Origin of the sequence: Streptomyces sp. NPDC048415 (assembly GCF_040651675.1) — a bacterium.
Lineage (GTDB): Bacteria > Actinomycetota > Actinomycetes > Streptomycetales > Streptomycetaceae > Streptomyces.
Window position 1 is genome coordinate 22,174 of record NZ_JBEZKJ010000089.1, and the last position, 11,771, is coordinate 33,944.

11 protein-coding genes and 2 pseudogenes are annotated in these 11,771 nt (G+C 72.2%); 8 read left to right on the forward strand and 5 right to left on the reverse strand.

Going from position 1 to position 11,771, the window contains the following annotated elements:
* Positions 1-30 precede the first annotated feature (30 nt).
* Complete coding sequence (locus AB0D27_RS36590; RefSeq protein ID WP_362517351.1) at positions 31-927, forward strand: hypothetical protein; 897 nt, start codon at positions 31-33, stop codon at positions 925-927.
* Between the two features lie 148 nt (positions 928-1,075).
* On the opposite strand, the gene AB0D27_RS36595 is transcribed toward AB0D27_RS36590, so the two are convergent.
* Positions 1,076-1,987 (reverse strand): SDR family oxidoreductase, encoded by a 912-nt coding sequence (locus AB0D27_RS36595; RefSeq protein WP_362517354.1) that lies wholly within the window; start codon positions 1,985-1,987, stop codon positions 1,076-1,078.
* Complete coding sequence (locus AB0D27_RS36600) at positions 1,984-2,739, reverse strand: SDR family oxidoreductase (protein WP_362517379.1); 756 nt, start codon at positions 2,737-2,739, stop codon at positions 1,984-1,986. Before AB0D27_RS36600 ends, AB0D27_RS36595 begins: the two co-directional genes overlap by 4 nt.
* 90 nt (positions 2,740-2,829) lie before the next feature.
* On the opposite strand from AB0D27_RS36600, the gene AB0D27_RS36605 reads away from it, so the two are divergent.
* Genes AB0D27_RS36605 through AB0D27_RS36620 form a run of 4 tightly spaced genes read left to right on the forward strand, consistent with a single transcriptional unit; the run spans position 2,830 to position 6,231 of the window.
* A complete protein-coding gene (locus tag AB0D27_RS36605; protein WP_362517356.1) occupies positions 2,830-3,582 on the forward strand; it encodes an enoyl-CoA hydratase family protein in 753 nt (250 codons plus the stop codon).
* Entirely contained in the window at positions 3,579-4,445 is an 867-nt protein-coding gene (locus tag AB0D27_RS36610) for a CoA-transferase (RefSeq protein ID WP_362517359.1), read from the forward strand. The genes AB0D27_RS36605 and AB0D27_RS36610 overlap by 4 nt, the downstream gene beginning before the upstream one ends.
* A complete protein-coding gene (locus tag AB0D27_RS36615) occupies positions 4,442-5,173 on the forward strand; it encodes a CoA-transferase (RefSeq protein WP_362517362.1) in 732 nt (243 codons plus the stop codon). The genes AB0D27_RS36610 and AB0D27_RS36615 overlap by 4 nt, the downstream gene beginning before the upstream one ends.
* Entirely contained in the window at positions 5,173-6,231 is a 1,059-nt protein-coding gene (locus AB0D27_RS36620; RefSeq protein WP_362517365.1) for a nitronate monooxygenase, read from the forward strand. The genes AB0D27_RS36615 and AB0D27_RS36620 overlap by 1 nt, the downstream gene beginning before the upstream one ends.
* 37 nt (positions 6,232-6,268) lie before the next feature.
* Here AB0D27_RS36620 and AB0D27_RS36625 read toward each other — a convergent pair whose 3' ends face one another.
* From AB0D27_RS36625 to AB0D27_RS36635, 3 genes are read right to left on the reverse strand one after another with little or no spacing between them, the layout of a single operon-like run.
* Positions 6,269-7,426: an acetyl-CoA C-acetyltransferase gene (locus AB0D27_RS36625; RefSeq protein ID WP_362517368.1), complete on the reverse strand. Its 1,158-nt coding sequence runs from the start codon at positions 7,424-7,426 to the stop codon at positions 6,269-6,271.
* Positions 7,427-7,449: 23 nt separating this feature from the next.
* Positions 7,450-8,061 carry a TetR/AcrR family transcriptional regulator gene (locus AB0D27_RS36630; RefSeq protein WP_362517371.1) on the reverse strand — a complete coding sequence of 204 codons (612 nt, stop codon included), beginning with the start codon at positions 8,059-8,061 and terminating at the stop codon, positions 7,450-7,452.
* 15 nt (positions 8,062-8,076) lie between these two features.
* Positions 8,077-8,865, reverse strand: coding sequence for an SDR family oxidoreductase (locus AB0D27_RS36635; protein ID WP_362517373.1), 789 nt, complete (start codon positions 8,863-8,865; stop codon positions 8,077-8,079).
* An 82-nt stretch (positions 8,866-8,947) separates the two neighbouring features.
* On the opposite strand from AB0D27_RS36635, the gene AB0D27_RS36640 reads away from it, so the two are divergent.
* The 3 genes and pseudogenes from AB0D27_RS36640 to AB0D27_RS36650 form a co-directional block, all read left to right on the forward strand.
* Positions 8,948-10,129 (forward strand): acyl-CoA dehydrogenase family protein, encoded by a 1,182-nt coding sequence (locus tag AB0D27_RS36640; RefSeq protein WP_362517376.1) that lies wholly within the window; start codon positions 8,948-8,950, stop codon positions 10,127-10,129.
* Positions 10,129-10,590 (forward strand): annotated as a pseudogene (locus AB0D27_RS36645) (acyl-CoA dehydrogenase family protein); the annotation flags it as partial. The gene AB0D27_RS36640 and the pseudogene AB0D27_RS36645, both read left to right, overlap by 1 nt.
* Positions 10,591-11,013: 423 nt before the next feature.
* Positions 11,014-11,538, forward strand: a pseudogene (locus AB0D27_RS36650) (acyl-CoA dehydrogenase family protein); the annotation flags it as partial.
* Positions 11,539-11,771 lie beyond the last annotated feature (233 nt).

Sequence of the window (11,771 nt, forward strand, 5' to 3'; positions counted from 1 at the left end):
GGAGTCCTGGCGTCTTCAGGGGGTGCGGACGTGGCGAACGGCGGACCGGTCGAGCACGGCTACCCGCATCTGGACACGGTGCGGGCGTCGATCACCGCGCTGTACAAGCGGCTGTCGTACGACACCATCCACACGTTCGCGACCAGCGTGGCCCCCGTCGACGTGGCCTTCGCCGACACCGACGACCTGCATCTGGGCGCACAGCGCGTGGCCCGCGAGATGGTGCGGCACTACCGGCTCCCCGACGCCCGGATGATCATCGGCTTCCGCGAGATGACCCACGCGGCCAACGTCGAACTCGCCGCGGGCCCCGAGTACTTCATCGAACTCAACGACCGCTTCCGCACCCACCGCAGGGACATCGGCGCCGCCCTCGCCCACGAGGTGATGCACGTCTACCTGCACCGCCTCGACCTCTCCTTCCCGGGCACCCGCGACAACGAGATCCTCACGGACACGGCCGCGACGTATCTCGGTGCCGGCTGGCTCCTCCTTGACGCCTACCGCGAGGACGCGGCGTCCTCACAGAAGCTCGGCTATCTCACGCCCGAGGAGTTCGGCTACGTCCTCGCCAAGCGCGCCCTCGTCTTCGGCGAGGACCCCTCGATCTGGTTCACCAGCCCACAGGCATACACCGCGTACACCAAGGGCATGGCGCAGGCACGCCGCGACGAACAGCAGCCCCCGCTGACCGCGGCCGGCTGGGCGGGCCGCCGCCGCTACGCGAAGGACCGCCGCTACGCCCAGGACCACCGCGTCCCCGGCCCCCAGCACGGCGTCCCCTACGCCTTCACCCCCGACAGCCAGGGCCCCCTGCGTGTCTCCTTCCCGTGCCCGACCTGCCAGCAGCGGATCGGGGTACCGGTACGCGGCCGGGTACGCGCACGCTGCGCGCTGTGCCGGACGGTGCTGGAGTGCGACACGTGAGCGCAGATTCAGCCCGTCCGGCGTTTGAGGACGAGCGTGAAGCGCGAAATGGGGGGGCGGGCCACCAAGGTACGGGCCCCCAAGGTAGGGGCCCCCGCTCGAGCGAAGCCGAGAGTGAGGGAGGGTAGGGGCGGAGGGGGCGAAAAACCTACGCTCCGTACACCGCCCCCGGAACCTCCGCCTCCGCCAGGAGCTTCAAGACGGCGTCCCCGGCCCCGGACGGAGTCCACCGCGCCCCCCTGTCCGCGCTGGGCCCCGCCCGCCACCCCTCCATCACGGTGATCCGCCCGCCCTCGGCCTCGAAGACCCGCCCGGTCACCCCGCCACTCCCGGCGGACCCCAGCCAGACCACCAGCGGAGAGACGTTCCCCGGCGCCATCGCGTCGAAGCCGGCCTCGGGCGGGCCCATGGTCTGCGCGAACGTCCGCTCGGTCATCCGTGTACGCGCCGCCGGAGCGACCGCGTTGACCTGGACCCCGTACCGCCCCATCTCCGCGGCGGCGACAAGCGTCAGCCCGACGATCCCGGCCTTTGCGGCGCTGTAGTTGCCCTGCCCGACCGACCCCAACAGTCCGGCACCACTACTGGTGTTGACGACCCGGGCACACGGCGTCCGGCCGGCCTTCGCCTCGGCCCGCCAGTACGCCGCCGCGTGCTTCAACGGCAGGAAGTGCCCCTTGAGGTGGACGCGCATCACGGCGTCCCAGTCCTCCTCGTCGAGATTGACGAGCATCCGGTCGCGCAGGAACCCGGCGTTGTTGACAAGGGTGTCGAGACGGCCGTACGTCGACAGGGCGGTGTGGACGAGGGACGCGGCGCCCTGGGTCGTCGCGATGTCGCCGCCGTGGGCCACCGCTTCGCCGCCCGCCGCGCGGATCTCCTCGACCACCCGCAGGGCCGGGCTGTCCGCTCCTGGCGTGCCGTCGAGTCCGACCCCGAGGTCGTTGACGACGACCCGGGCACCCTCGGCTGCGTACGCCAGCGCGTGCGCCCGGCCGAGCCCGCGGCCCGCGCCGGTGACGATCACGACGCGCCCCTCACACAGCAAGTGTGCGCTCATCTCACTTCTCCCTGTCGGTCCTTGTTGGCGGTCGCGGCGTCGAGAAAGGCGGGCCGCTCGCCGCCCCCGTGGACGAGGAGCGAGGCCCCGCTGATGTAGGCGGCGGCGTCGGAGGCGAGGAAGACGGCGGCTTCGCCGATGTCGGACGGCTGGGCGAGGCGGCCCAGCGGGACGGTTCGCGCGACCGCGGACATACCGTCCTCGCCGCCGTAGTGCAGGTGCGCCAGCTCGGTGCGGACCATGCCGACGACCAGGGTGTTGACCCGGATGTCCGGGGCCCATTCGACGGCCATCGAACGGGCCAGGTTCTCCAGCCCCGCCTTGGCCGCCCCATAGGCCGCCGAGCCGGGTGACGGCCGCGTCCCGCTCACGCTGCCGATCATCACGATGCAACCCTTGGTCCGCCTGAGGTGCTCGTACGCGGCGACGGAGGCGGTGAGCGGCGCGGTGAGGTTGAGCTCGATCACCCGCGCGTGCCGTGCGGCGTCCGCCTCCGCGAGCGGCCGGTAGGGGGCGCCGCCCGCGTTGTTGACCAGGACGTCGAGCCGGGGCAGCGCGTCGAAGAAGGCATGTACGGCGGCCGGGTCCCGCAGGTCGACGGAGACGAAGTCGACATCCCCCAGGGGCGCTTCGGGCGGTCTGCGCGCACAGACCACGACGTGCGCGCCGACCCGCGCGAACGCGCGAGCGATCCCGGCCCCGACCCCACGGGTGCCTCCCGTGACGACGACGGCCTTGCCTGCGAGATCCAGGTTGTCCACAGGGCCTCCCGCGCGGATGCAATCGCTGCTAGCTTCGAGATTGCCTAACAAACGTTTGGTGGAAAGGTAGCTGATGCGCCCATGGGTGTCTCCACCTCGTCCCCGGAAAAGGGGATTACGGTCGTCACGGTCGACTTCCCGCCGGTGAACGCGCTGCCGGTGCGCGGCTGGTTCGACCTGGCCGACACCGTCCGCGCGGCAGGCCGCGACCCCGCGATCGGCTGTGTCGTGCTGGCGGCCGAGGGGCGCGGTTTCAACGCGGGCGTCGACATCAAGGAGATGCAGCGCGACAGGCGGGGCCATCGCGCGCTCATCGGCGCCAACCGCGGCTGCTTCGAGGCCTTCGCCGCGGTGTACGAGTGCGAGGTGCCCGTCGTCGCGGCGGTGCACGGCTTCTGCCTGGGCGGCGGGATAGGACTCGCGGGCAACGCGGACGCGATCGTGGCGAGCGAGGACGCCACCTTCGGCCTGCCCGAGCTGGACCGCGGCGCGCTCGGCGCGGCAACACATCTGGCCCGCCTCGTCCCGCAGCACCTGATGCGCGCCCTGTACTACACCTCGCGCACCGCGACGGCGGCCGAGCTGCACGCGCACGGCTCGGTGTGGAGGGTCGTACGGCGTGCGGAACTGCGCGCTGCCGCCCTGGAGTTGGCCCACGAGATAGCCGCCAAGGACTCTCACCTCATCCGGCTCGCGAAGGCCGCGATCAACGGCATCGACCCCGTCGACGTGCGCCGCAGCTACCGCTTCGAGCAGGGCTTCACCTTCGAGGCCAATCTGAGCGGCGTGGCCGACCGCGTCCGCGACACCTTCGGCAAGGAGGCCGCCCAGTGAGCGACAAGACCATGTCGGTGCGGGAAGTTGTCGGGCGTCTGCGCAGCGGGATGACCCTCGGCATCGGCGGCTGGGGCTCGCGCCGCAAGCCGATGGCCCTGGTGAGAGCACTGCTCCGCTCCGAGATCACCGATCTCACCGTCGTCTCCTACGCCGGTCCGGACGTGGGTCTGCTGGCCGCCGCCGGACGGATACGCAGGCTCGTCACCGCCTTCGCGACCCTCGACTCGATCCCGCTCGAACCGCACTACCGCGCGGCACGCGAGCGTGGCGCCTTCGAGCTGACGGAGGTCGACGAGGCGATGTTCATGTGGGGGCTGCACGCCGCCGCCAACCGGCTGCCGTTCCTGCCCGTGCGGGCGGGCATCGGCTCGGACGTGATGCGGGTCAATCCGGACCTGCGGACGGTCACTTCGCCGTACGCCGACGCGTCCTCAGGGTTCCGCGAGGAGTTCGTCGCCATGCCCGCCCTGCGCCTGGACGCCGCGCTGGTCCACCTGAACCGCGCGGACCGCCTCGGCAACGGCCAGTATCTCGGCCCGGACCCGTACTTCGACGACCTGTTCTGCGAGGCGGCGGACACGGCGTACGTCTCCTGCGAGCGCATCGTCGATACGGCGGAGCTGACCAAGGAGGCCGCGCCGCAGACCCTGCTGCTCCACCGGTCGAGTGTGACGGGCGTCGTGGAGACACCGAACGGCGCGCACTTCACCTCGTGCGTCCCCGACTACGGGCGCGACGAGGCCTTCCAGAAGCTGTACGCCACCACGCCGTACGCCGAGTTCGCCGAACGGTTCCTCGGCGGCGACGAGCACGCCTACCAAAGCGCCGTCGAGGCCTGGCAGAAGGAGCGGAACCAGTGAGGGCGACCCCGGCCGAGTACTGCGTGATCGCCTGCGCCGAGGCCTGGCGGGACAACGGCGAGGTGCTCGCCGCCCCCATGGGTCTGATCCCGTCCATCGGCGCCCGCCTCGCCAAGCGCACCTTCTCGCCCGACCTGCTGCTGACCGACGGCGAGGCGATGCTCGTGGGCCTCGACGGCACCACGGAGGGCTGGCTGCCGTACCGCAGACATCTCACCATGGTGACGGGCGGACGGCGGCACGTGATGATGGGCGCGAGTCAGATCGACCGCTTCGGCAACCAGAACATCTCCTGCATCGGCGACTGGACCAGACCCCGCCGCCAGCTGCTGGGGGTGCGCGGCGCCCCGGTCAACACCCTCAACAATCCGACCAGTTACTGGGTCCCCAGGCACTCGCCGCGCGTCTTCGTCGAGCGGGTCGACATGGTGTGCGGGGTGGGGTACGACCGCGCCGCCGCCGCGGGGCCGAGCGCCACCCGCTTCCACCGCCTGCCGCGCGTGGTGAGCGACCTCGCCGTCCTCGACTTCGCCACCCCGGACCACTCGATGCGTCTTGCCTCACTGCACCCCGGCATCACGCTCGAGCGGGTGAGGGCGGCGACGGGCTTCGAGCTGACGGTCCCCGACGAGGTGCCGTTCACCCGCGAACCGACGCCGGAGGAACTGGAGTTGATCCGCGAGGTCATCGACCCGAGCGGCGCCCGGGACCGGGAGGTCGGGCGCTGATGGAGACCGCGCTCACCCGGCTGGTCGGGGTCCGCCATCCGATCGTGCAGACCGGCATGGGCTGGGTGGCGGGTCCCCGCCTGGTCTCGGCCACCGCGGACGCCGGCGCCCTGGGCATCCTGGCCTCCGCGACGATGACGCTCGACCGGCTGCGGGACGCGGTGCGCGAGGTCAGGTGCCGTACCGGCGAGCCGTTCGGGGTGAATCTGCGCGCCGACGCGGGGGACGCGGGCGACCGGGTCCGGATCATCATCGACGAGGGGGTGCGGGTCGCGTCCTTCGCGCTCGCTCCCTCGCGCGAGCTGATCGCCCAGCTGAAGGAGGCGGGCGTCGTCGTCATCCCCTCCATCGGGGCGCGCCGGCATGCCGAGAAGGTGGCCGCGTGGGGGGCCGACGCGGTGATCGTGCAGGGCGGCGAGGGCGGCGGGCACACCGGCGAGGTGGCGACGAGCGTGCTGCTGCCGCAGGTGGTGGACGCGGTGGACCTCCCGGTCGTGGCGGCGGGCGGCTTCTGCGACGGGCGGGGGCTGGTGGCGGCGCTGGCGTACGGGGCGGCGGGTGTCGCCATGGGCACGCGTTTCCTGCTCACCTCGGACTCCCCCGTGCCCGACGCGGTGAAGGCGAGCTACCTGGCGGCGACGGTCAACGACGTCACGGTCACCAGGGCCGTCGACGGGCTGCCGCACCGCATGCTGCGCAGCGAACTCGTCGACTCCCTCGAGAACTCCGGCCGTACGAGAGCGCTGGTCCAGGCCGTACGCAGGGCCGCCGGGTTCCGGCGGATGTCCGGCCTGTCCTGGAACCGGATGATCCGCGAGGGCCTCGCCCTCAAGCACGGCAAGGACCTCTCCTGGAGTCAGGTCCTGCTCGCCGCCAACACACCCATGCTGCTCAAGTCCTCCATGGTGGACGGACGTACGGACCTCGGGGTGATGGCGAGCGGGCAGGTCGCCGGGATCATCGACGACCTGCCGTCCTGCGCGGAACTGGTGGACCGGATCCTGGCCGAGGCGGAGGAGACACTGAAGTCTCTCGAGCCGCTCAGATCCGCTCCGTGATCCGAATCAGAGCCTCTCGGTGATGGTGACGCCGCCGTCAGAGCCTCTCGATGATCGTCACATTGGCCTGACCGCCGCCCTCGCACATGGTCTGCAGGCCGAAACGGCCGCCGGTGCGCTCCAGTTCGTGCAGGAGTGTCGTCATCAGCTTCACGCCCGTGGCGCCGAGGGGGTGGCCGAGGGCGATCGCGCCGCCGTTGACGTTGACCTTCGCCGGGTCTGCGCCGGTCTCCTTGAGCCAGGCGAGGACGACCGGGGCGAAGGCCTCATTGATCTCGACGAGGTCGATGTCGTCGAGGGACATGCCGGTCTTCTTCAGGGCGTAAGCCGTCGCCGGGATGGGGGCCGAGAGCATACGGATGGGGTCCTCGCCGCGGACGGAGAGATGGTGCACGCGCGCGCGGGGCGTCAGGCCGTGTTCCCGTACGGCCCGCTCGGAGGCGAGCAGCAGCGCGGCGGCGCCGTCGGAGACCTGGGAGGAGCAGGCGGCGGTGATGGTGCCGCCCTCGACGACCGGGGTCAGGGCCGCCATCCTCTCCAGCGAGGTGTCCCGGCGCGGCCCCTCGTCGACCGTGACCTCCCCGTAGGCGACGGTCTCGCGCGCGAAGCGGCCCTCGTCGATGGCGCGGATCGCCCGCTGGTGCGAGCGGAGCGCGAACTCCTCCTGGTCGCGGCGGCTGATCCCCCACTTGGCGGCGATCAGCTCGGCGCCGTGGAACTGGTTGACGGGCCGGTCGCCGTAGCGCGCCCGCCAGCCCTCGCTGCCCGCGAAGGGTCCCTCGGTGAGGCCGAGAGGTTCGGCGGCCTGGCGGGAGGCGAAGGCGATGGGTATCAGGCTCATGTTCTGGACACCGCCCGCGACCACCAGGTCCTGGGTGCCGGACAGCACGCCCTGCGCGGCGAAGTGCACGGCCTGCTGGGAGGATCCGCACTGCCGGTCGACGGTCACCCCCGGTACTTCCTCGGGCAGCCCGGCCGCCAGCCAGCAGGTGCGGGCGATGTCCCCGGCCTGCGGCCCCACCGTGTCCAGACAGCCGAAGACCACGTCCTCCACGGCGGCCGGGTCCACGCCGGACCGCTCGACCAGAGCCCTGAGGACATGCGCGCCGAGGTCGGCCGGGTGGACACCGCTCAGCCCTCCCCTGCGCCGCCCGACGGGCGTACGGACCGCTTCGACGATATAGGCCTCGGCCATGACAACTCCCTGGCAGATAGGGGTTATTCGCGTACGGAGATCCCGTCGAGGACCATCGACAGATACTGCCGGGCGATCTCCTCCGGGCTGTGCTGACCGCCGGGCCGGTACCAGGACGCGGCGACCCACACGGTGTCGCGCACGAACCGGTAGGTGAGCCGGATGTCGAGATCGGCCCGGAAGACCTCGGCGTCGACGCCGCGCTCGAGCGTGCTCAGCCACGCCTTCTCGAAGTTGCGCTGCGACTCGGCGAGGAACGCGAAGCGCTGCTGTGCGGCGAGGTGCCGGGACTCCTTCTGGTAGATCGCGACGGCCGCGCGGTGCCGGTCGATCTCCCGGAAGGACTCCGTGACCAGGGCCTCCAGGGTTTCCCGGGGGCCGAGCTCGGCGTCCAGGACGGCGTCGTACCCGTCCCAGAGCTCGTCGAGGAAGGTCCGCAGGATCTCCTCCAGCATCGATTCCTTGGAGTCGAAGTGGTAGTAGAGACTGCCCGCGAGCATTCCGGCCTCGTCCGCGATCTTGCGCACGGTGGTGGCGTTGTAGCCCTGCTCGGCGAAGACCTCGGCGGCGGTGCCGAGCAGTTCGCGGCGCCGCTCGGGGGTGGCGGTCACCTGGGGCTTCTTCTTGGTAGGCACGGGTCCATTGTGGTCCTAGGCGTGCTGACTGCTGACAGAGACGACCTCGCCCGTCAGGTACGAGGAGTAGCCGGACGCCAGGAACACGATCACGTTGGCCACCTCCCAGGGCTCGGCGTACCGCCCGAAGGCCTCGCGGGCGGTCAGTTCCTCGAGGAGCTCGGGCGTGGTCACCTTCACCAGGTGCGGGTGCATGGCGAGGCTCGGCGAGACGGCGTTGACCCGCACCCCGTACGCGGCCGCCTCGATCGCGGCGCACCGGGTGAGCGCCATGACCCCGGCCTTCGCCGCGGCGTAGTGGGCCTGCCCGCCCTGGGCGCGCCAGCCGACGACGGAGGCGTTGTTGACGATCACACCGCCGCCGGCTTCCTTCATCGCCCGCAACGCAGCCCGCGTACACCGGAACGTGCCGTTCAACGTCACGTCGAGGACCTTCGACCACTGCTCGTCGGTCATGTTCACGAGGGGGGAAGTGCCGCCCAGGCCGGCGTTGTTGACGACGATGTCCAGTCCGCCGTGCAGCCGCACGGCCGTGTCGAAGAGGGCCTGGACCTGGTCCTCGTCGGTGACGTCGCAGGGCAGCGCGGTCACGTGGGCGGCGCCGAACTCCTCGGCGAGTGCCCGCTCGGTCTCCTTGAGCCGGCGCGCGTGCGCGTCGCTGACCAGCAGGCGCGCGCCCTCCTCCAGGAACCGGCGCGCCGTGGCCCCGCCGATACCGGCGCCCGCCGACGCGGTGATCACGGCGGTGCGCCCCTTCAGCAGCCCGTGCCCGGGTACGTACGCCGGACTCTCGACGTCGCTCATGACTCCACGCTAACCTACCAAACACTTGTTAGGGAAGCTTGCCGCCAAGTCCGCCGGAGCCCGCCGCCGAAAGGTGCCGTCGATGGATCTCGCCCACTCCCCCGCCGACGAGGCGTTCCGCGCCGAGGCCCGCGCCTGGCTGGACGCCCATGTCCCGGCCGTCCCCCTCCCCTCCCTGGAGACCGAGGAGGGCTTTGCCGCCCATCGCGCGTGGGAGGCCGAACTGGCCGCGGACCGCTGGTCGGTGGTGTCGTGGCCGACGGCGTACGGCGGCCGGGGCGCGGACATCGTGCGATGGCTGGTCTTCGAGGAGGAGTACTACGCCGCGGGCGCGCCCGGGCGGGTCAGCCAGAACGGCATCAGCCTGCTCGCGCCGACCCTCTTGGACCACGGCACACGGGAGCAACGCGCGCGGGTGCTGCCGTCGATGGCCACCGGCGAGGTCATCTGGGCGCAGGCGTGGTCCGAGCCCGGGGCGGGCTCCGACCTGGCGTCACTGACGTCCCGCGCGGTGCGCACGGACGGGGGCTGGCTGCTGCGTGGGCACAAGACGTGGTCGTCGCGGGCCGCGTTCGCCGACCGTGCGTTCGGTCTCTTCCGCAGCGAGCCGGACACTCCCCGACCCCACCAAGGGCTCACCTACCTGATGTTCGACCTGCGCGCGCCGGGCGTGACGGTCCGCCCGATCGGCCGGCTGGACGGCAAACCGGCCTTCGCCGAACTCTTCCTTGACGACGTGTTCGTCCCGGACGAGGACGTGATCGGCGAGCCGGGCCGGGGCTGGCGCGTCGCGATGTCGACGGCGGGCAACGAGCGGGGTCTGACGCTGCGCTCACCGGGCCGCTTCCTCGCCGCCGCCGACCGCCTGGTCGACCTCTGGCACACCCGGGCAGACCCCTCGGACACGGCCCTGCGCGACCGGGTGGCCGACGCGGTGATCGACGCCCGCGCGTATCAGCTCTTCACATATGCCAACGCCTCCCGCCTCCTTGACGGAGGTGGGGGCGCCTCCGCTCGAGCGGAGCCGAGAGTGGGGGAGATCGGCCCGGAGTCCAGCCTGAACAAGGTGTTCTGGTCCGAGTACGACATCGCGCTGCACGAGACGGCGCTCGATCTGCTGGGCACGGAGGGCGAGTTGGCGGACAGCGACTGGGCCGAGGGGTACGTCTTCTCCCTCGCCGGCCCCGTCTACGCCGGGACCAACGAAATCCAGCGCGACATCATCGCCGAGCGCCTGCTCGGCCTCCCGAAGGGCCGCCGCTGATGCGCTTCCTGCTCGACGCCGAACAGCGCGCCTTCGCCGCCTCGCTGGACGCGATGCTGACGTCCGCGGACACGCCGTCCGCCGTCCGCGCGTGGGCCGCCGGCGACCCGGCGCCCGGCCGCGCCCTGTGGTCCCGCCTCGCCGACGCGGGCGTGTTCGCTCTCGCCGTCCCGGAAGCGTACGAGGGTGTGGGCCCCCTCGCTGTGGAACTGGCCGTGGCCTTCGTGGAGTTGGGCCGCCACGGGGTGCCGGGGCCCCTGGTGGAGACGGTGACGGCAGCGGCGCTGCTCTCCGAGCTGGGCGAGTCGGGGCCGGCCAAGCGACTGCTTCCGCCGCTCGCCTCGGGCGAGACCATGGCCACGGTGGCCCTGCCGGGCGGGGGGCCGTGGGTGCTGGACGGAAACACGGCGAACCTACAGCTGACGATGAGCGGTGAGGGTGAGAACGCCGAGCTGCGCCTGTCGCAGCCCCGGCTCCTCGCACCCTCATCGACCGCGCGACCGGCGGGCGGCACAGGCCAGGCCGACGCGGGCACGCACCCGGGCGCGGATGCACCCCAGGACACAGTCACGAAGGCAGAGGCAAACACGACCACGGGCGCGGACTCGGGCCCGAGCACAGGCATGGGCACGAGCACCAGCGCGGGCGAGGACTCGGGCGCGGGTACGGGCACGGGCACGGGCGCAGGTACGGGCACGGGCGCAGGTACGAGCACGGGTACGAGCGCAGGCACGAGCACGGGCACGGGTGCGGACCTGGACGCAAGTACGAGCGCGGGCGCGCACGCGGACGCGGGTACGAGCGCGGGCACCGGCGCGGGCGCGGGCCAGCACACAGCGTCCGCGGGCGCGGGCGCCGCCCCGCAGCGCGTATCCGCCTCCCCGCGCCCTTCCCTCGACCCCGCCCGCCACCTCGCTCTCCCCCTCCCGGGTGGCGAGCTCCTCGCCGCCGGACCCCGTGTCACCCGGGCGGCCTCCCGCGCCCTCACCTGGGCCCGCCTGGCCACCGCGGCGCAGGCCCTCGGGGTGGGGCTCGCCCTGCTCGACCGGACCGTCGCCTACGTCAAGCAGCGCACTCAGTTCGGGGTTCCCATCGGGTCTTTCCAGGCTGTGAAGCATCAGCTCGCCGACGCGAAGATCGCCCTGGAGTCCGCGCGGCCGCTCCTCTTCGGGGCCGCCCTGTCGATGGCGCCGGCGGACGTGGCCGCCGCGAAGGTGAAGGCCTGTGAGGGGGCGTACGGCACCGCCCGTACCGCGCTCCAGTTGCACGGCGCGATCGGTTACACGGCCGAGTACGACCTGTCCCTGTGGCTGACCAAGGCCCGCGCCCTGCGTACCGCGTGGGGCAGCCCGGCCGAGTGCAGGGCCGAGGTGCTGCGCGGACTCAGTGGTGATGGTCCCCTCTCGTGAGCTCCCGGTACTCCTCGGCCGTGGGCTTCGGAATCCGTGTGTCCGGTCCGTACAGGGCGCGGGCCAGGCGAGCGCGCAGCCGCACGGATGGGCCGACCCGACGGGTCACCCCGTCGCCCCGGTCACCCCCTCGCCCCCTCCGCCCCTACCCGTCCCGTACCTGGGGGCTGCGCCGTCCCGTACCTGGGGGCTGCGCCCCCAGACCCCCCTTGTCGCGCTCCGCGCTCGTCCTC

Excerpts from the sequence above, each read along its gene's own strand:
- AB0D27_RS36605 (WP_362517356.1), top strand. The coding sequence starts at position 2,830 with ATGGGTGTCTCCACCTCGTCCCCGGAAAAGGGGATTACGGTCGTCACG.
- AB0D27_RS36620 (WP_362517365.1), top strand. The coding sequence starts at position 5,173 with ATGGAGACCGCGCTCACCCGGCTGGTCGGGGTCCGCCATCCGATCGTG.
- AB0D27_RS36640 (WP_362517376.1), top strand. The coding sequence starts at position 8,948 with ATGGATCTCGCCCACTCCCCCGCCGACGAGGCGTTCCGCGCCGAGGCC.
- AB0D27_RS36625 (WP_362517368.1), bottom strand. The coding sequence starts at position 7,426 with ATGGCCGAGGCCTATATCGTCGAAGCGGTCCGTACGCCCGTCGGGCGG.
- AB0D27_RS36595 (WP_362517354.1), bottom strand. The coding sequence starts at position 1,987 with ATGAGCGCACACTTGCTGTGTGAGGGGCGCGTCGTGATCGTCACCGGC.
- AB0D27_RS36635 (WP_362517373.1), bottom strand. The coding sequence starts at position 8,865 with ATGAGCGACGTCGAGAGTCCGGCGTACGTACCCGGGCACGGGCTGCTG.